We start from the raw sequence: 19,221 nt of genomic DNA on the forward strand, positions 1-19,221 counted from the left end.
CTGACCGGGGCCCCCGCCCAGGGTCCCGGTCAGGTCCCGGTCAGGCCTTGGCGCTCTTGTAGCCCCGCCCCCACTGCAGGCCCCACCCGTACAGCCGGTCCAGCTCGGCCTGGAACCCGTACACGAACTTCACCTCGCGCCGCACGATCAGCTCGCCCTTGACGTGCTCCAGGGTGAGCACCGCGCAGGAGCGGGCCTGCGGCTGCCGCTCCTCCAACGGGATCTCGATCCGCGGCCCGTTGATCGGGTACAGGGTGACCATGGCGTGCGTCCGGTCGAAGGCCGGGGTCTGGTCGTAGATGTAGACGAACACCAGCAGCCGCTTGATCTCTTCGGCGTGGTCGAGGTTGACGAAGACCGTCTCCCCGGAGGGCGCCCCGAACCGGTCGTCGCCGCTGAGCTTCACGTACGGCGGGCTGTTGATGTCGCCGTGGAGGTTGCCCAGCGGCTGGACGACGCCCCGGGTTCCGTCGGCCAGCTCGTAGAGGCAGCCGAGGTCCAGGTCGACGTTGACCATGCCCTGGGTGTGCGCCTGCACCATGTCGGGCTTGAACAGCTTGAACGGGTGGCGCAGAAGCCGGCTGCCCTCGCCGCCGCGGCCGCCGATGTCCGAGCTGCGCATGCGCCAGGACAGGTTGACCCGGAGGTTGCCGTGGACCGCCCCCTGTTTGGTGAGCGACACCGTCGGATGCCGCTTCGTCAGCTCGATCGCCGCCGAGGCGCCGCCCGAGTCGAACTGCAGGGCCCGGCTGCCCCTGATCCCGTCGAAGAATCCCATTCCCCTACCCCCCTCATGCTGTGCGGACAGCGCTTTGCGGACTGCGCGGCCTACGCGGACGGGGCGGCCGGAAGGTCCGCAGACCAGCCCGGCCGCCCCGCAGATGGAGCGTTCCGCATTACCGCCGTGATCATGCCTCGGCGGCGGAACCCTCCAGTTCCAACCGCTTGTTGCGGCGCACCGAGGACCAGAAGGACCAGGCGATGAGCAGCACGCCGACGAGACCGGTGATGACCTCGTGGATCTCGTACTGGATGGTGACGAGCAGGATCACGGCGAGCGCGCCGATGGCGTAGTGCGCGCCGTGCTCCAGGTAGACGTAGTCGTCGAGGGTGCCCTGGCGGACCAGGTAGACCGTGAGCGACCGGACGTACATGGCACCGATGCCGAGGCCGAGGGCCATCAGCACGATGTCGTTGGTGATGGCGAAGGCGCCGATGACCCCGTCGAAGGAGAAGGAGGCGTCGAGGACTTCGAGGTAGAGGAACATGAAGAACGCGGCCTTGCCGGCCATGGCGACGGCCGTGACGGGCTTGCCGCTCTTCTTGGCCGCTTCCTCGGCCTCGTGCTCGGCCTCTTCCTCTTCTTCGAGGCGGTTCTCGAAGTAGCCGGAGAGACCACCGACGATCATGTACGTGATCAGGCCGGCGATGCCGGAGACCAGGACGGTCTGCGCCTTGTCCACGTGGGCCCCGCCGTGCTGGTGGGCGTTGGCGGCGAAGGTCATGGACGTGATCAGCAGGGCGATCAGCGCGATGCACGCCGAGAGCATGTCGATCTTGCCGAGCTTGGCCAGCGGGCGCTCGAGCCACGCGAGCCACTTGATGTCCCGGTCCTCGAAGATGAAGTCGAGGAAGATCATCAGCAGGAACATGCCGCCGAAGGCCGCGATCGCCGGGTGGGCGTCCGTGACCAGCTGCTCGTACATCTCCTTGTCGTTCAGCGCCAGGTCGACGGCCTCGATGGGGCCGATGCCTGCGGTGATCGCGACGATCACGACGGGGAAGACCAGGCGCATGCCGAACACGGCGATCAGCACGCCGACCGTGAGGAAGATCTTCTGCCAGAAGGCATTCATCTTCTTCAGGATTCCGGCGTTGACCACCGCATTGTCGAAGGACAGCGAGATCTCAAGGATGGACAGGATCGCGACGATCCCGAATCCGGTCCACCCCCCGTAGAACACCGCTGCGACCAGACCGAGCGCAGTGACTGCGAACGACCAGCCGAAGGTTTTGAGAACCACTGGCACCCCATCGTCTTGTACGGCTTTACGAAACGTTGACCCCGAAGTCTAGAGCGATGCCCCGGAGCCCCGACGCGTACCCCTGCCCCACCGCTCGGAACTTCCATTCGCCGCCGTACCGGTAGACCTCGCCGAAGATCATCGCGGTCTCGCTGGAGGCGTCCTCGGTGAGGTCGTAACGGGCCAGCTCCTGGCCGTCCGATTCGTTCACCACACGAATGAAGGCGTTGCTGACCTGGCCGAAGCTCTGACGGCGGGCCTCCGCCTCGTGGATCGAGACCGGGAAGACGATCTTGTCGACCTCGACCGGCACCTTGGTCAGGTCGATGATGATCGATTCGTCGTCGCCCTCACCCTCGCCGGTGAGGTTGTCCCCCGTGTGTTCGACGGACCCCTCGGGGCTTTTCAGATTGTTGTAGAAGACGAAGTACGCGTCCCCCAGGACCCGGCCGTCGCGGCACAGCAGCGCGCTGGCGTCGAGGTCGAAATCGGCCCCCGTGGTCGAGCGCGCGTCCCAACCGAGACCGACCAGGACCCGGGTGAGGTTCGGTGCGGCCTTGGAGAGGGAGACGTTGCCCCCCTTGGCGAGTGTGACGCCCATGTTGTGGTCCTCCCCGGACGACGTGGTGATCGCGGCGCGCCCGCGTGGCGGGCCGGTGGTGAATCCCGGCCGGTGATCTCGGCCGGTGGATCGCTGCAAAGCACGTCCGGCGCCGTACACACAGTGCACGGCGCCGGACGGGTGACTGCTGGCAGGCTCGGCTCAGACGTTGACGCCGAAGTCCTGGGCGATGCCGCGCAGGCCGGAGGCGTAGCCCTGGCCGATGGCGCGGAACTTCCACTCCGCACCGTTGCGGTACAGCTCGCCGAAGACCATGGCGGTCTCGGTCGACGCGTCCTCGGAGAGGTCGTAGCGGGCGAGCTCGGAGTTGTCGGCCTGGTTCACCACGCGGATGTACGCGTTGCGGACCTGCCCGAAACTCTGCTGGCGGCTCTCGGCCTCGTAGATCGAGACCGGGAAGACGATCTTGGCTACATCGGCCGGGACGCCGGCCAGATTCACCTTGATGGCCTCGTCGTCGCCCTCGCCCTCACCGGTGGTGTTGTCACCGGTGTGCTCGACCGAGCCGTCCGGGCTCTTCAGGTTGTTGAAGAACACGAAGTTCGAGTCGCTGGCGACCTTGCCCTGGTCGTTGGTCAGGATCGCGCTGGCGTCGAGGTCGAAGTCGACGCCGGTGGTGGTGCGAGCGTCCCAGCCCAGACCGACGATGACCGCCGTCAGATTCGGCGCGGCCTTGGTCAGCGAGACGTTTCCGCCCTTGCTGAGGCTGACTCCCACGGGTCCTCCATTGGGTTCATGTGTGGGGCGGTGCCCCGTCGTGCGGTTTCTACCGGGATCAACGTTTCGATCCTAGTGACGGGTTCCCGCCTGCCGGCGTCTTTCCCGGTGAACAGATGCCGGAACCCGCTGGAAGTGCACCAAGTGCCCGAGGTCCCCGACGGGGCTCGGAGGCCGACTCGGAGCCTGGCTCGGAGGCCGGCTCAGAGGCTGTCGAGGGCCTTGATGTACTCGTTCAGGTCACGCGCGTCGGGCAGCCCGTTGACGACCGTCCAGCGCACGATGCCGTCCTTGTCGATGATGAAGGTGCCGCGGACCGCGCAGCCCTTCTGCTCGTCGAAGACGCCGTACGCGCGGGAGGTCTCGCCGTGCGGCCAGAAGTCCGACAGCAGCGGGTAGTCCAGGTTCTCCTGCTCGCCGAAGACCCGCAGGGTCGGCACGGAGTCGTTGGAGACCGCGAGGAGCTGGACGTCCTCGTTCTGGAACCGCGGCAGCTGGTCGCGCAGCTCGCACAGCTCGCCGGTGCAGACCCCCGTGAAGGCGAACGGGTAGAAGAGCAGCACCACGGCCTTCTCCCCCCGGAAGTCGGAGAGCCGCACGGTCGCGCCGTGGTTGTCCTTGAGCTCGAAGTCCGGGGCCTTGCTGCCGACCTCGATCGCCATCTGTCGCATCCCTTCGTTCCTGCATCCCTGCATTGGGCTGTTCGGGTGGGTCCAGCCTATGGGGATCAGGTGCCCGGAACGCACGCACCCCGCCGACCGGGTTGGAATCCGGCCGACGGGGTGCGTGTCCGCTTGGCTGCGGGGCGCGGCTCAGCGCTTGGACTTGGCGGCCTTCGGCGTCACCAGCTTGGTGGAGGTCCACTCCTTGCCGACGGGCAGACCCTTGGCGAGGGAGAGGCCGGCGGTCTCGGCGGCCTCGCTGATGTCGCTGGCCTCGACGTAGCCGTCACGGCCCGTCTTGGGGGTCAGCAGCAGGATCAGTGCGCCGTCCTCGACCAGCTCGGTCGCATCGACCAGGGTGTCCGTCAGATCGCCGTCCTCGTCGCGGAACCACAGCAACACCGCGTCGGCGACGTCGTCGTAGTCCTCGTCGGCGAGGTCGCTCACGAGCTTCTCGACGGTTTCACGGAATTCCTGATCGACGTCCTCGTCGTAGCCGATCTCCTGGACCACCTGTTCGGACTGGAAACCCAGCCGGGCGGCCAGGCTCTCCGCGTGGTCCGCGGTCGCGCTCACGGGGTGCCTCCTGCTCATGTTCGGTGAATGTCTTCGGCGGCGCGCGTACGCGCAGCATTGGGCGTAGTCCACACGGGCGCGGCGGATCGCGCAAGTACCCGGCCGCCGAGACCGTCGAAACGGTGACGATTACGGCCGTCTCGCCGCAACTTTCAGCCTTCCCGCGCGGACGTCTGGTGATTCATCCCACACCATTCCAGCTCATTCGACATCATCGGCGACGCTAACGGCTTTCCTACCTGTTTGAGGGACGAACGGGCTTACGAACCCTCTGATCATCTTGGGCGTAGGGTTGCGGTATGGCCGGACCGGCCGCCGACTGCGCCCCGAATCGCCGCGGACTCCGGTGATTACCCAGTGGTACAGGTGACGATTCCGACCGAGAGTAAGACGATGGGAGGCGGCGAAACCCCATGGCACGACTCCCCTGACAGCGAAGGAACAGCGTGGCTTCCGCATCCGATCGCAATCCGATCATCATTGGCGGCCTGCCGAGCCAGGTCCCGGACTTCGATCCGGAGGAGACGCAGGAGTGGCTCGACTCCCTGGACGCCGCCGTCGACGAGCGGGGCCGTGAGCGCGCCCGCTACCTGATGCTGCGGCTGATCGAGCGGGCCCGCGAGAAGCGCGTGGCCGTGCCCGAGATGCGCAGCTCGGACTACGTCAACACGATCGCCACCAAGGACGAGCCGTTCTTCCCCGGCAACGAGGAGATCGAGCGCAAGGTCCTGAACGCCACCCGGTGGAACGCGGCCGTCATGGTCTCGCGCGCCCAGCGTCCCGGGATCGGCGTCGGCGGCCACATCGCCACGTTCGCCTCCTCCGCCTCCCTCTACGACGTGGGCTTCAACCACTTCTTCCGGGGCAAGGACGAGGGCGACGGCGGCGACCAGATCTTCTTCCAGGGCCATGCCTCGCCCGGCATCTACGCGCGCGCCTACCTCCTGGACCGACTCTCCGAGCAGCAGCTCGACGCGTTCCGGCAGGAGAAGTCGAAGGCCCCGTACGGCCTGTCCAGCTACCCGCACCCGCGGCTGATGCCGGACTTCTGGGAGTTCCCGACCGTCTCGATGGGCCTCGGCCCGCTCGGCGCGATCTACCAGGCCCGGATGAACCGGTACATGGAGGCGCGCGGGATCGCCGACACCTCGAAGTCACACGTTTGGGCGTATCTCGGCGACGGCGAGATGGACGAGCCGGAGTCGCTCGGCCAGCTGTCGATCGCGGCGCGCGAGGGTCTGGACAACCTGACCTTCGTCGTGAACTGCAACCTGCAGCGGCTCGACGGCCCGGTGCGCGGCAACGGCAAGATCATCCAGGAGCTGGAGTCGCAGTTCCGCGGCGCCGGCTGGAACGTCATCAAGCTGATCTGGGACCGCTCCTGGGACCCGCTGCTGGCGCAGGACCGCGACGGCATCCTGGTCAACAAGATGAACTCGACGCCGGACGGCCAGTTCCAGACGTACGCCACCGAGACGGGCGCATACATCCGCGACCACTTCTTCGGCGACGACCAGCGGCTGCGGGCGATGGTCGAGAACATGAGCGACCAGCAGCTGCTGCACCTGGGCCGCGGCGGCCACGACCACAAGAAGATCTACGCTGCGTACGCGGCGGCCAAGGCCCACAAGGGCCAGCCGACGGTGATCCTGGCGCAGACGGTCAAGGGCTGGACGCTCGGCCCGAACTTCGAGGGCCGCAACGCGACGCACCAGATGAAGAAGCTGACGGTCGACGACCTCAAGCGCTTCCGCGACCGCCTGCACATCCCGATCACGGATGCGCAGCTGGAGGGCGGCGCCCCGCCGTACTACCACCCGGGCCCGGGTTCGCCGGAGATCCAGTACATGCACGACCGCCGCAGCTCGCTGGGCGGCTATGTGCCGACCCGCGTGGTGCGCGCGAAGCCGCTGCAGCTGCCGGACGACAAGGCGTACGCGGCGGCCAGGAAGGGCTCGGGCCAGCAGTCGATCGCCACGACCATGGCGTTCGTGCGCATCCTGAAGGACCTGATGCGGGACAAGGAGATCGGCAGGCGCTTCGTGCTGATCGCCCCGGACGAGTACCGCACGTTCGGCATGGACGCGTTCTTCCCGAGCGCCAAGATCTACAACCCGCTGGGCCAGCAGTACGAGGCGGTCGACCGCGACCTGCTGCTCGCGTACAAGGAGTCGCCGACCGGCCAGATGCTGCACGACGGCATCTCGGAGGCGGGCTGCACGGCCTCGCTGATCGCCGCGGGTTCGGCGTACGCGACGCACGGCGAGCCGCTGATCCCGGTCTACGTCTTCTACTCGATGTTCGGATTCCAGCGCACGGGTGACCAGTTCTGGCAGATGGCCGATCAGCTGGCGCGCGGTTTCGTGCTGGGTGCGACCGCCGGCCGGACCACCCTGACGGGTGAGGGCCTGCAGCACGCCGACGGTCACTCCCAGCTGCTGGCGTCGACGAACCCGGGCTGTGTGGCGTACGACCCGGCGTACGGGTACGAGATCGCGCACATCGTCAAGGACGGCCTGCGGCGGATGTACGGCCCGGAGTCCGAGGACGTCTTCTACTACCTGACCGTCTACAACGAGCCGATCCAGCACCCGGCCGAGCCGGCCGGTGTCGACGTGGACGGGATCCTCAAGGGCATCCACCGGGTGTCCACGGGCTCGGCGGGCTCCATCGGGGCGCAGATCATGGCCTCGGGCGTGGCGGTGCCGTGGGCGCTGGAGGCCCAGCGGATCCTGGCCGAGGAGTGGAACGTCCGGGCGGACGTCTGGTCGGCGACCTCCTGGAACGAGCTGCGCCGCGAGGCCGTCGAGGTGGAGGAGCACAACCTGCTCCACCCGGAGGAGGAGCAGCGCGTCCCGTACGTGACGCGGAAGCTGTCGGGTGCGGAGGGGCCGTTCGTGGCGGTCTCGGACTGGATGCGATCCGTCCCGGACCAGATCTCACGGTGGGTGCCCGGCGCGTACACCTCGCTGGGTGCGGACGGCTTCGGCTTCGCGGACACGCGCGGCGCGGCCCGGCGCTTCTTCCACATCGACGCGCAGTCGGTGGTGCTGGCGGTGCTGACCGAGCTGGCCAAGGAGGGCAAGATCGACCGTTCCGCGCTGAAGCAGGCCGTGGACCGGTACCGGCTGCTGGACGTCTCGGCGGCCGACCCGGGCGCGGCGGGCGGCGACGCGTAGCACTGCGCGGGCGAGCGTCAAGGCGGGTCCTCGGCAGTGCCGGGGGCCCGCTTCGCTTTACCTGTTCCTTACGATGCTCCGTATGAAGGAACCCTCCCGCCAGCTGCGGTGGGAGCGGCGGAGCCAGACCCCGCTGCTCGTGCTCGCCGCGGCCTTCACCGTCGCGTACGCCGTACCGATCGTCGCGCCCGACGCGGACGCGGCCGTCCACCGGGCGTGCACGCTCACCGAGTGGGTGGTGTGGGGCGCGTTCGCCGCCGACTACCTGATGCGGCTGGGCCTGTCGACGGCGAAGAAGGCGTTCGTCCGGACCCACTGGCTGGACCTGGGCGCGGTGCTGCTGCCGATGCTCCAGCCGCTGCGGCTGCTGCGGCTGGTGTCCACGCTGCTGCTGGTGGGCCGGCGGGCCAGGATGGCCCCGCAGATCCGGCTGACCACGTACGTGGCGGGGGCCGTGGTCGGGCTGCTGATGTTCGGCTCGCTCGCCGTGCTGAGCGTGGAGCGGGACGCGCCCGACGGCAACATCAAGAACCTGGGCGATGCCGTGTGGTGGAGCTTCACCACCATGACGACCGTCGGGTACGGGGACCACTCCCCCACCACCGGGCTCGGCCGGGTGCTCGCGGTGGGGCTGATGCTGTCGGGGATCGCCCTGCTCGGTGTGGTCACGGCCAACATCGCCGCCTGGTTCATCTCCCGCTTCGAACGCGACGACCGGGTGGAGCGGGCACAGACCGCCGCGATCGCCGAACTGGCCGCGGAGGTACGGGCGCTGCGCGCCGAGATCGGGCGCCTCGGCGAGGCGGCCGCTCCGGGCGCGGGGGCCGACGTACCGGCCCAGGTGCCCGAAACGGCCCCGGCGGCGGGCGCCTGAGCGGCCTCGGGGAAGTGGGGCACGTCCCCACGCCGCCCGGCACGGCGCCTCGCCGCGTTGTCGCGGCACCCGAGTACGCCCGGTACGGGGGCGCCGCTCCGCCTTGCGATGCACCGCACCGCACGACGCGAAAACGCACCCCACTTCCCCGAGGCCGCTTAGCGCTCCCACACCTTGAAGGCCCTGACCAGGTAGAGCGATTGGGGCAGCTGGACCCCGTCGCCCGGGTAGGTCTGGAACTCGCCGGTCTCGGCGCACTCGGCCGACTGGTAGGTGGTCACCGGCCGCCCGGTGCGGTTGACCAGCGACTGGGCGCTGGTCCCGGCGGGCAGTGCCGTACAGCTGTTGATGTCCATGGTGCTCAGCTCGTGGGCGTGGCGGGTGCCCTTGAACTCCGGCTTCGCCCACAGGCACAGCTGCCCGGCGGCGCAGGCGGGGGCCTTGCCCGGCGGCGGGCCGGCGGCGTGTGCGGTGCCTGCCGTGCTCGGGACGAACGCGGCGAGGGCCAGGACGGTCGCGGCGAGGACGGTGGTGGACCGTGCGGGTGAACTCGTACGCATGACAGGTCAACTCCTTGTGGACCGGGGCTCCCCGGACCGGTTCCGGAGCGCCTCGGACCCCACGCTGACCTGCGAGGACGGCCGGGCGGAAGGGGCCGCGGGCGGGTCCACCCTGATAGGCGACGGCCCCGCCGGAACCGTCCCGCGGGGCTCTCGTACGGACTCGGTTGACGCCTGTGCCGTGAGCTGTGGTGGCGGGGGCGGCTGCACCGACTGCCGGTTGTCCCCGATCGGGTTGCCGGCCGGGGCGGCCGCAGCGGCCGCTGCCCTCACCAACGGGTTAACGGGACGGTGGCTGCCAGGTCCGTCACGGGTAACCTGACCGCTCACTCGGCGTCGGATTCGGCATGCGGAGCATGCGGGAAGGACACCCCCGGTGATGACCGACGAGCGGCCGGTGCCGGCGCCCGGGCTGCGCGAACGCAAGAAGCGGCGCACCCGGGACGCGCTGCTGCGCGCCGCCCTCCTCCTCTTCGTCGCGCAGGGGTACGAGCGCACCACCGTCGACGAGATCACCGACGCCGTGGACGTCTCCCAGCGGACCTTCTTCCGGTACTTCGCCAACAAGGAGGAGGCCGCCTTCGCCGTCCAGGACCTGGTCGAGTCGCACTTCGTCGCCGCGCTGCGCTCCCGGCCGCCCGCCGAGGGCCCGCTCGAGGCGCTGCGGGGCGCCGTGCTCGGCGCCTGGGACACCCTCGACGAGGCCCTCTGCGCCGTGGTCCCGGTCGACCTCTACATGCGCACGTACCGGCTCATCGAGTCGACGCCGGCCCTGCTCGCCGTCCACCTGCGCCGCTCCACCGGGCTGGAGGAGCGGGTCGCCCGGCTGATCGCCGAGCGCGAGGGGCTGGACGTGGACACCGACCCGCGGCCGCGGCTGGCGGTCGCCGCGTTCTATGGAGTGATGAGGGTCACCGGTCGCCTGTGGGGCCAGGGAGAGGACTCCAGCGTGGCCTCGATCCGGCGGATGGCCGAGGCCTGCCTTGACCAGATCGGCCCGGCGCTGGCCGCGGACTGGCGCTGAACATCCGTACGGGGTCCCACGGTCGGCCGTGAACCCGGTCACCCTGGGCGCCGTGTCCGGATCCGGTCTCCTACGCTGGTCCCAGTGAACCTGCCCGGCCTCGCCCACTCCCCCGCCGTCGGCGCCGACCCGCGCCCCGCCGCCCTGCGCACCCTGCTCGCGCTGGCGGTGGTCTTCATCATGCTGGCGACCACCGGCTGGACCTCCGTGCACCGGCCCGACGCCGGGACCACCCTGCGCGCCGCCGCCCTCGCCTCCTGGTCCACGGCCCGGATCGACGGCCGGCCGGTGCCGCCCGCCGACGCCCCCGTACGGACCGTGGCCCGGTTCTTCGCCGAGCTCGACGGATCCCAGCGGGCCCGGCTCGCCGAGGGGTACCCCCTGGTCGTCGGGAACCTCGACGGGGCGCCGGCCGCGCTGCGCTACCGGGCCAACCTGCGGGGCCTCGAGCAGGCCGAGCGCGTGGAGGAGGCCCGCAGCCGGGACGTCAGCCTGACCCCGGCCGACCGCACCACGGCCGGCCGGCGCTCTCACCGCTTCGCATCCCTGGCCCTGCCGGGCCGGCAGATCCTCGCCTTCGACCCCACCGGCGGCGGCCGCGTCGCCGAGGTGTTCGGCGACGTCGACCGGGCCGGCCGGATCTCGGTGGTCGTCCCCGGCGTCGACACCGACGTGCTCACCTTCGAGCGCACGCAGCGCCGCCTCACCGCACCCGTCGGCATGGCGCAGTCGCTGTACGAGGCCCAGCGCGCGGCGGCTCCCGACAGCCGGACCGCGGTCATCGCCTGGGCCGGCTACACCGCTCCCACCGGGGTCGGCATGGACGCGGCGACCGGCCGGATGGCGGTGGACGGGGCCGTACGGCTGGAGTCCCTGGCCGCTGCGCTGCCCGGCGACGCGAGCGTGGCGCTGTTCTGCCACAGCTACGGCTCGGTGGTGTGCGGGGTCGCCGCGCACGCGCTGCCGGAGCGGGTGACGGACGTGGTGGTGGCGGGCAGTCCCGGGATGCGCGCCGGCTCGGCGGCCGAGCTGCACACGTCGGCGCGGGTGTGGGCGACGCGGGACGCCGGGGACTGGATCGCCGACGTACCGCACCTGGAGGTCGGCGGGGTCGGCCACGGGGCGGACCCGGTGTCGCCGGACTTCGGGTCGCGGCTGCTGTCCTCGGCCGGGGCGAAGCTCCACACCGGCTATTTCGAGCCAGGTACGGGATCCCTGGACAACTTCGCCAAAATCGGAACCGGTGCGTTCGGTTCCGTTGTGTGCGCGACCGGCGACGATGCGTGCCGCCGTGGAATTTCCGGGACAGACGGGGACTGACACGTGTAGAGCCTCGGAAAACGGGCTCTGCATCGAGGGGGACGCGCAGGGGTACGTCCCCTTACGATGTGCCGCATGGGTGATGTACTGGCCGGAAATCATGCCGTCTGGGAGTTCGACTCGGACTCGGTGCTCATCCGCTTCGCACGGGGGATAAGAACGCCGAGGACTCCGAGACTCCTGCATGCCCTCGGGGCGCGGCGGATCCCCTTCGAGGCGTTGTCGGGGGTGAGCGTGAACGCGACCGGGTCCGGGGGGAAACGGGACGCGGTGGTCCTGCATGCCGTGCCGCGGACGGGCGCGGATCCGCTGATGGAGGCCGCCGCCGGGCAGTTGCGGGCGGCCTGCGATCCGTACCGGCTGGTGCTGCCGGGGGACCGGGCCGCGCAGGCGGCCGAGTTCGCGGACGCCGTACGGGCCCGGCTGGGCCCGGATGCCGCCGATCCGGCGGAACGTTTCCTCGTCGAGGTGCCGCAGCCGCCGCTGCAGCTGAAGGCGTACGACGCGCGGCTGGGCTTCGACGGTTCGGCCGTCACTTTCCACTGGTCGCGTACAGGCGCCACGAGCACCAAGTGGAAGGCGGGCGACCAGCGTTACCCGCTGTCCGCGCTGACGGGCGTCGAGTGGAACTCGCCGGAGGCGCCGGGCGGCCACCTGCGGCTGCTCCCGCGGGACGCCACCGGCGACCCTCGGCCCGACCACGACCTGGCGGCCGCGGTGTTCGGCGTCGGGTACGGGGCGGTGCACGAGTCGCTGCCGTTCGCGGCGGCCGTCCTCGCCGCCCTGCGCAGCCGCACCCCGGTGGCCGCGGTCCCGGCGGCCCGCACGGACGAACGCCTGCACCACCTGAGCGAGCTGTACAGCGCGGGCCTGCTGACCGACGCGGAGTACGCGGCCCTGCGCGACCGCTTCGCCGCCGACGCCTGACCTCCGCCGGCCACCGCGCCGGGGGGTGCCCCGGCGCGGTGGCTGCGGGCTACTCCTCGCGGGCCGCCGAGGTCGAGCTCATGTCCGGGTAGCGGTCGCCCGCGACCTGGGCGGCGATCGGCTCCAGCAGGGCCAGCTCCGCCGGCGTCAGGGTGATCCGGGTCGCCGCGGTGTTCTCCGCGAGGCGGCTCGGCTTGCGGGTGCCGGGGATCGGGACCACCGTCAGCCCGTGCACCTGCGCCTGCTGGTGCACCCAGGCCAGCGCGATCTGCGCCGGGGTCGCCCCGTGCGCCTGCGCGATCTGCCGCACCGGCTCCAGCAGCGCCGCGTTGGCCTTGGCGTTGTCGCCGGTGAACCGCGGCTGGAAGGCGCGGAAGTCACCCGCCGACAGCTCCGCCGCGTCCGTGAACGCACCGGTCAGGAAGCCGCGTCCGAGCGGGGAGTACGGCACGAAGGCCACGCCCAGCTCCGCCGCCGCGCCCACCGCGCTGCGCTCCACGTCCCGGCTGAACAGCGACCACTCCGACTGGAGCGCCGCGATCGGGTGCACCGCGTACGCCTCGCGCAGCTCGGCGCCGGTGACCTCGCTGAGCCCCAGGTGGCGCACCTTCCCCTCCTGCACCAGCTCGGCCATCGCGCCCACCGACTCGGCGAACGGCACGGCCGGGTCGCGCCGGTGCATGTAGTAGAGGTCGATCACCTCGGTCCCCAGCCTCCGCAGGCTGTCCTCCACGGCCCCGCGGATGTACGCGCGGTCGTTGCGGATGCCCCGGTACTGCGGGTCGTCGGTGCGCTCGATGGCGAACTTGGTGGCGAGGGTGATCCCGTCCCGGTGCGCGGCCACGAACGGCGCGAGGAACTCCTCGTTGCGGCCGCGCCCGTAGACGTCCGCGGTGTCGAAGAGGGTGACCCCGGCGGCAAGGGCCGCGTCCAGGGTCGCGCGGGCGGCTGCCTCGTCGGTGTCCCCGTAGAACTCGCTCATGCCCATGCAGCCGAGGCCCTGGACACCGACCCGCGGGCCGCCCTTGCCGAGTTCGGCCTGCTCGATGGTGGTGTTCTTCGTCATTGTTCTTTCGCCTTCCCCGCGGTCGTGACCGTGGCATACATGCCGATCTTGAAGTCCAGTACGGCGAGCGCGTCGGTCAGCTCCGTGATGCGCGTGCGCACCTCGCGCCGCGTCTGCTCCAGCAGTTCGCGGCGCTGGTCGACGGTGTGCTCGCCCTCGCGCACGAGTTCCGCGTAGCGGACCATGTCGGCCACCGACATCCCGGTGGCGCGCAGCTTGCCCACGAAGGCCAGCCAGTGGAGGTCCTTGTCGGTGAACCGGCGCTGTCCCGAGTGGGAGCGGTCCACGTGCGGCATCAGGCCGATCCGCTCGTACCAGCGCAGGGTGTGCTGGGTCAGACCGGTCCGGGCCTCGACCTCGCTGATCGTGTACCGCGTCTGCGTCAGGCTCATGGCGACCACGCTAAAACCTTGGAGTGCACTCCAAGCAAGTAGGCTCGGCCGCATGGAGAGCGTGGAAACCCTGCAGAGTCTGCGGATCATCGAGAACTGGCCGGTACCGACCGCCGCGGCGGCCGTCGTACGCGCCGACGGGAGCCTGGCCGGCTCCCACGGGCCCGTCGGCCACCGCTTCGCGCTGGCCTCGGTGACCAAGCCGCTCGCCGCGTACGCCGCACTCGTCGCGTACGAGGAGGGGGCGATCGAGCTGGACGAGCCGGCCGGGCCCGAGGGCTCGACGGTCCGTCACCTGCTCGCCCACACCAGCGGGCTGGCCTTCGACGAGCACCGCGCGATGGCGGCGCCCGGCACGCGCCGGCTGTACTCGAACGCCGGTTTCGAGGTGCTCGGCGACCACATCGCCAAGGCCACCGGCATCCCCTTCGCGGAGTACGTGCACCAAGCGGTGTTCGAGCCGCTCGGCATGGCGTCGACGACGCTGGAGGGCTCGCCCGCCAAGGACGGCGTCTCGACCGTCTCCGACCTGGTCCGGTTCGCCGCCGAGCTCCAGGCGCCCCGGCTGCTCGACGTCCGTACGGTCGCGGAGGCCACCTCCGTCGTCCACCCGGGCCTCAAGGGCGTGCTCCCGGGGTACGGGATCCAGTCCCCCAACGACTGGGGGCTCGGCCTGGAGATCCGCGACGGCAAGGCCCCGCACTGGACGGGCGCCTCGTCCTCGCCGCGCACGTTCGGCCACTTCGGGCAGGCCGGCACCTTCCTGTGGGTCGACCCGGACGCGCGCGCCGCGTGTGTGGCGCTGGCCGACCGCGCCTTCGGCCCGTGGGCCGTGGAAGCCTGGCCTCCGTTCACCGACGCGGTCCTCGCCGAGCTCGCCGGCCGCTGACCGGCCAGGGCTGCTCACCCGCTAGGGCAGCTCACCCGTTAGGTCAGCTCCCAGATCAGCAGCTCCCCCGGGGATCCGGCGACGATCTCCAGGCCCGGCTCGCCGGTGATCCGCGCCGCGTCCCCGGGTCCGAGCTCCTCCCCGTCCAGGCGCAGGTCCCCGCGGACCACGTGCAGGTAGACCCGCTCCGCCGCCGGTACGGCGACCCGCTCGCCGGCGCCGGGCCTGCGGACGTGCAGGACGGCGCCGGCCGCGGGGACCTCGTACGGGGTGTCGTCGCAGATCCCGCGGACGAGCGTGTACGAGGGCTCCCCGCCCGAGGCGAGGGGCGCGAACCACATCTGCACGAAGCGCAGCGGCACCGCGCCGTCGTTGCGCTCGATGTGCCGGGCGCCGGATCCGGCGCCGAGGTGCTGCACGTCGCCGGGCCGGACCACGGTGCTCTCGCCGGTGCTGCCCTTGTGCGTGAGCTCGCCCTGGACGACCCACGTCACGATCTCGGTGTGGCTGTGCGGGTGCTCGTCGAAGCCGGCGCCCGGGGCGAGGGTCTCCTCGTTGCAGGCCAGGACCGGGCCGAAGCGCACGTTGTCCGGGTCGTAGAACCGGCCGAAGGAGAAGGCGTGCAAGGTGGTGATCCCGCTGTCCGGATCCCCGCCCCCGTACCGGTCGGCCCCGCGGCGTACGTCAATCATGGGGGTCACCGTAGCCCCCCGGCGGAACGCCGCCGTGGGACCGGACTCCGCGCCGCCGTCCCGATAAGGCAGTCTTGTCCCGTGCCCCAAGCCGAACGTGAGCATTCCCCCGCGCATCCCGCTCCCGCCCATCCGCACGCCGCGACGCTGCGCCGACTGGAGAAGTCCTCCGGCCGGCTCGCCGCCAACGCGATCGCCCGCATGGACGAGACCCTGCCGTGGTACCGGGCGATGCCCCCGGAGAACCGGTCCTGGATCGGCCTGGTCGCCCAGGCCGGCATCGCCGCGTTCACGGAGTGGTTCCGGCACCCGGAGACCCCGCAGGCGATCTCGACGGACGTCTTCGGGACGGCTCCGCGCGAGCTGACCCGGGCGATCACGCTGCGCCAGACCGTGGAGATGGTCCGTACGACGATCGAGGTCATGGAGGCCGCGATCGAGGAGGTCGCGGCCCCGGGCGACGAGTCGATCCTGCGCGAGGCGCTGCTGGTGTACGCCCGGGAGATCGCGTTCGCGACGGCCCAGGTGTACGCGCAGGCCGCCGAGGCGCGGGGGGCGTGGGACGCCCGCCTGGAGTCCCTCGTCGTGAACGCGGTGCTGTCCGGCGAGGCCGACGAGGGCGCGCTGTCGCGGGCCGCGGCGCTGGGCTGGAACTCGCCGGAGCACGTGTGCGTGGTGCTGGGCACCGCACCGGAGGGCGACAGCGAGCTGACGGTCGAGGCGATCCGGCGCGCGGCCCGGCACCACAAGCTGCAGGTGCTCACGGGTGTGCTCGGTGACCGCCTGGTCGTGATCGCGGGCGGCAGCGACAACCCGATCCAGGTGGCGAAGTCGCTGATCGGGCCGTTCGCGGCGGGGCCGGTGGTAGCGGGGCCGGTGGTTCCGGACCTGCTGAACGCCACCAAGTCCGCGCAGGCCGCGGCGGCCGGGCTGAAGGCGGGCACGGCCTGGCAGGACGCCCCGCGGCCGGTGCTTGCGGACGATCTCCTGCCCGAGCGAGCGATCGCCTCGGATCCCTCCGCCCGGGAGCAGTTGGTGGAGGAGATCTACAGACCGCTGGAAGAGGCGGGGTCGGCGCTGCTGGAGACGCTGAGCGTGTATCTGGAGCAGGCGAGCAGCCTGGAAGGGGCGGCGCGGATGTTGTTCGTGCACCCGAACACGGTGCGCTACCGGCTCCGACGTGTGACCGACGTCACCGGCTGGTCGCCGTCCGATGTCCGCTCCGCGTTCACGCTGCGGATCGCCTTGATCCTCGGGCGTCTGGCCGACGGCGATCAGCAGTCCTAGACTTTTGTCGGACATCAACAATTACCCCGACGGTTCTTCGTCCCTGTCCCCACGGGCGGGCGGGACCATCCACAAGAGAGAGTGTGAGGGTGCTCGTACTCGTCGCTCCCGGCCAAGGCGCACAGACGCCCGGCTTCCTGACTCCCTGGCTCGACCTCCCCGGCGCCGCTGACCGCGTCGCCGAGTGGTCCGACGCCATCGGGCTCGACCTTGCCCACTACGGCACGAAGGCCGACGCGGACGAGATCCGCGACACGGCGGTGGCCCAGCCCCTGCTGGTGGCCGCCGGTCTGCTGTCCGCTTCCGCGCTCGCCCCCTCCGATGGGCACGGCCGTACGGCCTTCGGTGCCGTCGCGGGCCACAGCGTCGGTGAGATCACCGCCGCCGCGTACGCCGGTGTGCTGTCCGACGTGGACGCACTGTCGTTCGTACGGACCCGCGGCTTGGCCATGGCCGAGGCCGCCGCCGTCACCGAGACGGGTATGGCAGCGGTACTCGGCGGCGACCAGGACGTGGTCGTCGCGCACCTGGAGAAGCTGGGGCTGACCCCGGCGAACATCAACGGTGCCGGCCAGATCGCGGCAGCGGGCACGATGGAGCAGATCGCGGCCCTGGTGGCCGAGAAGCCCGAGGGCTCCATGAAGGTCGTCGCCCTCAAGGTCGCGGGCGCCTTCCACACGCACCACATGGCTCCTGCGGTCGCCACGCTGGAGAAGGCCGCTCAGGCCCTCACCCCGGCCGACCCGGAGCTGACGTACGTCTCGAACAAGGACGGCCACGTCGTCACCGCGGGCGCCGACGTCGTCGCCCGCCTGGTCGGCCAGGTCGCGAACCCGGTCCGCTGGGACCTGTGTATGGAGAGGTTCCGCGAGCTGGGCGTCACCGGGATCATCGAGCTCAGCCCGGGTGGCACTCTGACGGGTCTGGCCAAGCGTGCGCTCAAGGGCGTACCGAACGTGGCCCTGAAGACGCCGGACGATCTCGAAAAGGCCGCGGCACTCATCGCCGAGCACGCGGCCTGAGAGAAGGAGCCCACACAGCATGTCGAAGATCAAGCCTGCCAAGGGCTCCCCGTACGCCCGTATCCTCGGCGTCGGCGGCTACCGCCCTACCCGCGTGGTCTCCAACGAGGTCATCCTCGAGACGATCGACTCGTCGGACGAGTGGATCCGCTCCCGCTCCGGGATCGCGACCCGGCACTGGGCCTCGCCCCAGGAGACCGTCGCCGCGATGTCCGTGGAGGCCTCCGGCAAGGCGCTGGCCGATGCGGGTGTCTCGCCGGAGCAGATCGGTGCCGTGATCGTCTCGACGGTCTCGCACTTCAAGCAGACCCCGGCCGTCGCGACCGAGATCGCGCACCGGGTCGGAGCGGTCAAGCCCGCCGCGTTCGACATCTCCGCGGGCTGCGCCGGCTTCGGATACGGACTGACGCTCGCCAAGGGCCTCGTGGTGGAAGGTTCCGCCCAGTACGTCCTCGTCATCGGCGTGGAGCGGCTGTCGGACCTGACCGACCTGGAGGACCGCGCGACGGCCTTCCTGTTCGGCGACGGCGCCGGCGCCGTGATCGTCGGCCCCTCGGACGAGCCGGCCATAGGCCCCACGGTGTGGGGTTCCGAGGGCGACAAGTCCGAGACGATCAAGCAGACCGTGCCGTGGGACGAGTACCTCGGCAAGGACGGCGGCGAGAAGTTCCCGGCCATCACGCAGGAGGGTCAGGCGGTCTTCCGCTGGGCCGTCTTCGAGATGGCCAAGGTGGCCCAGCAGGCGCTCGACGCGGCCGGGATCACCGCAGAGGACCTGGACGTCTTCATCCCGCACCAGGCAAACATGCGGATCATCGACTCGATGGTGAAGACTCTGAAGCTGCCGGAGCACGTCACGGTCGCCCGTGACGTGGAGACCACCGGCAACACCTCGGCCGCCTCGATCCCGCTCGCTATGGAGCGGCTCCTGGCGACCGGAGCGGCGAAGAGCGGCGACACCGCGCTCGTCATCGGCTTCGGGGCGGGACTCGTCTACGCCGCGACGGTCGTTACCCTCCCCTAGGGCCCGGGATCCACATCCCGACCCTGCTTCACCCCAGTTAGCTATAGAAGGAGCGCCACATGGCCGCCACGCAGGAAGAGATCATCGAGGGTCTCGCGGAGATCGTCAACGAGATCGCCGGCATCCCCGTCGAGGACGTCGAGTTCGGGAAGTCCTTCACCGACGACCTGGACGTCGACTCGCTCTCCATGGTCGAGGTCGTCGTCGCCGCCGAAGAGCGCTTCGACGTCAAGATCCCGGACGAGGACGTCAAGAACCTCAAGACGGTCGGCGACGCCGCGGACTACATCCTGAAGCACCAGGCCTGAGCCTGACGAGCGTTTGTCGCCACCCTGCGGTGGCGCCGTGACAATTCAGCACCCCC

Annotated in this window: 20 protein-coding genes; 10 read left to right on the plus strand and 10 right to left on the minus strand. The window is 70.6% G+C overall.

What is annotated here, in order from left to right; genetic code table 11:
* Nucleotides 1–40: 40 nt before the first annotated feature.
* From AB0M76_RS07310 to AB0M76_RS07335, 6 genes are all read right to left on the minus strand, one after another.
* Nucleotides 41–778, minus strand: coding sequence for a Tellurium resistance (locus AB0M76_RS07310; RefSeq protein WP_365951993.1), 738 nt, complete (start codon nt 776–778; stop codon nt 41–43).
* A 130-nt stretch (nt 779–908) separates the two neighbouring features.
* Nucleotides 909–2,024 carry a DUF475 domain-containing protein gene (locus tag AB0M76_RS07315; RefSeq protein WP_365951994.1) on the minus strand — a complete coding sequence of 372 codons (1,116 nt, stop codon included), beginning with the start codon at nt 2,022–2,024 and terminating at the stop codon, nt 909–911.
* Between the two features lie 25 nt (nt 2,025–2,049).
* A complete protein-coding gene (locus AB0M76_RS07320; protein WP_053688414.1) occupies nt 2,050–2,625 on the minus strand; it encodes a TerD family protein in 576 nt (191 codons plus the stop codon).
* Between the two features lie 162 nt (nt 2,626–2,787).
* Nucleotides 2,788–3,363 (minus strand): TerD family protein, encoded by a 576-nt coding sequence (locus tag AB0M76_RS07325; protein ID WP_266667357.1) that lies wholly within the window; start codon nt 3,361–3,363, stop codon nt 2,788–2,790.
* A gap of 203 nt (nt 3,364–3,566) precedes the next feature.
* Entirely contained in the window at nt 3,567–4,025 is a 459-nt protein-coding gene (locus AB0M76_RS07330) for a peroxiredoxin (protein ID WP_266633570.1), read from the minus strand.
* 150 nt (nt 4,026–4,175) lie between these two features.
* A complete protein-coding gene (locus AB0M76_RS07335) occupies nt 4,176–4,601 on the minus strand; it encodes a DUF3052 domain-containing protein (protein WP_365951995.1) in 426 nt (141 codons plus the stop codon).
* 446 nt (nt 4,602–5,047) lie between these two features.
* On the opposite strand from AB0M76_RS07335, the gene aceE reads away from it, so the two are divergent.
* Both aceE and AB0M76_RS07345 read left to right on the plus strand, forming a co-directional pair.
* A complete protein-coding gene (aceE, locus tag AB0M76_RS07340) occupies nt 5,048–7,780 on the plus strand; it encodes a pyruvate dehydrogenase (acetyl-transferring), homodimeric type (RefSeq protein ID WP_365951996.1) in 2,733 nt (910 codons plus the stop codon).
* An 82-nt stretch (nt 7,781–7,862) separates the two neighbouring features.
* Complete coding sequence (locus AB0M76_RS07345) at nt 7,863–8,654, plus strand: potassium channel family protein (RefSeq protein ID WP_365951997.1); 792 nt, start codon at nt 7,863–7,865, stop codon at nt 8,652–8,654.
* A gap of 158 nt (nt 8,655–8,812) precedes the next feature.
* Here AB0M76_RS07345 and AB0M76_RS07350 read toward each other — a convergent pair whose 3' ends face one another.
* Nucleotides 8,813–9,214, minus strand: coding sequence for a peptidase inhibitor family I36 protein (locus AB0M76_RS07350; RefSeq protein WP_266629555.1), 402 nt, complete (start codon nt 9,212–9,214; stop codon nt 8,813–8,815).
* A 379-nt stretch (nt 9,215–9,593) separates the two neighbouring features.
* Here AB0M76_RS07350 and AB0M76_RS07355 point away from each other — a divergent pair, with 379 nt between their 5' ends.
* The 3 genes from AB0M76_RS07355 to AB0M76_RS07365 all read left to right on the plus strand — a co-directional run bounded on the left by AB0M76_RS07355 (nt 9,594) and on the right by AB0M76_RS07365 (nt 12,485).
* Nucleotides 9,594–10,238 (plus strand): TetR family transcriptional regulator, encoded by a 645-nt coding sequence (locus tag AB0M76_RS07355; protein WP_365951998.1) that lies wholly within the window; start codon nt 9,594–9,596, stop codon nt 10,236–10,238.
* Nucleotides 10,239–10,418: 180 nt separating this feature from the next.
* Nucleotides 10,419–11,558 (plus strand): alpha/beta hydrolase, encoded by a 1,140-nt coding sequence (locus AB0M76_RS07360; RefSeq protein ID WP_365952347.1) that lies wholly within the window; start codon nt 10,419–10,421, stop codon nt 11,556–11,558.
* Between the two features lie 75 nt (nt 11,559–11,633).
* Nucleotides 11,634–12,485: a DUF4429 domain-containing protein gene (locus AB0M76_RS07365; protein ID WP_365951999.1), complete on the plus strand. Its 852-nt coding sequence runs from the start codon at nt 11,634–11,636 to the stop codon at nt 12,483–12,485.
* Between the two features lie 49 nt (nt 12,486–12,534).
* On the opposite strand, the gene AB0M76_RS07370 is transcribed toward AB0M76_RS07365, so the two are convergent.
* Complete coding sequence (locus tag AB0M76_RS07370) at nt 12,535–13,551, minus strand: aldo/keto reductase (protein WP_365952000.1); 1,017 nt, start codon at nt 13,549–13,551, stop codon at nt 12,535–12,537.
* Nucleotides 13,548–13,943, minus strand: a complete 396-nt coding sequence (locus tag AB0M76_RS07375; protein ID WP_266667342.1) for a MerR family transcriptional regulator — start codon at nt 13,941–13,943, stop codon at nt 13,548–13,550. Before AB0M76_RS07375 ends, AB0M76_RS07370 begins: the two co-directional genes overlap by 4 nt.
* A 70-nt stretch (nt 13,944–14,013) precedes the next feature.
* On the opposite strand from AB0M76_RS07375, the gene AB0M76_RS07380 reads away from it, so the two are divergent.
* Nucleotides 14,014–14,832 (plus strand): serine hydrolase domain-containing protein, encoded by an 819-nt coding sequence (locus AB0M76_RS07380; RefSeq protein ID WP_365952348.1) that lies wholly within the window; start codon nt 14,014–14,016, stop codon nt 14,830–14,832.
* 38 nt (nt 14,833–14,870) lie between these two features.
* Here the strand turns inward: AB0M76_RS07380 and AB0M76_RS07385 are convergent, their stop codons facing one another.
* Entirely contained in the window at nt 14,871–15,524 is a 654-nt protein-coding gene (locus tag AB0M76_RS07385; protein WP_365952001.1) for a pirin family protein, read from the minus strand.
* 81 nt (nt 15,525–15,605) lie between these two features.
* On the opposite strand from AB0M76_RS07385, the gene AB0M76_RS07390 reads away from it, so the two are divergent.
* The 4 genes from AB0M76_RS07390 (at nt 15,606) to AB0M76_RS07405 (ending at nt 19,165) form a co-directional block, all read left to right on the plus strand.
* Nucleotides 15,606–16,811 carry a helix-turn-helix domain-containing protein gene (locus tag AB0M76_RS07390; RefSeq protein ID WP_266667338.1) on the plus strand — a complete coding sequence of 402 codons (1,206 nt, stop codon included), beginning with the start codon at nt 15,606–15,608 and terminating at the stop codon, nt 16,809–16,811.
* A gap of 89 nt (nt 16,812–16,900) precedes the next feature.
* Nucleotides 16,901–17,833, plus strand: coding sequence for an ACP S-malonyltransferase (locus AB0M76_RS07395; protein ID WP_365952002.1), 933 nt, complete (start codon nt 16,901–16,903; stop codon nt 17,831–17,833).
* A gap of 19 nt (nt 17,834–17,852) precedes the next feature.
* Nucleotides 17,853–18,857, plus strand: coding sequence for a ketoacyl-ACP synthase III (locus AB0M76_RS07400; RefSeq protein ID WP_365952003.1), 1,005 nt, complete (start codon nt 17,853–17,855; stop codon nt 18,855–18,857).
* A gap of 59 nt (nt 18,858–18,916) precedes the next feature.
* Complete coding sequence (locus tag AB0M76_RS07405) at nt 18,917–19,165, plus strand: acyl carrier protein (RefSeq protein WP_266629538.1); 249 nt, start codon at nt 18,917–18,919, stop codon at nt 19,163–19,165.
* Nucleotides 19,166–19,221 lie beyond the last annotated feature (56 nt).

It is taken from the genome of Streptomyces sp. NPDC051364 (genome assembly GCF_040682115.1).
GTDB lineage: Bacteria > Actinomycetota > Actinomycetes > Streptomycetales > Streptomycetaceae > Streptomyces.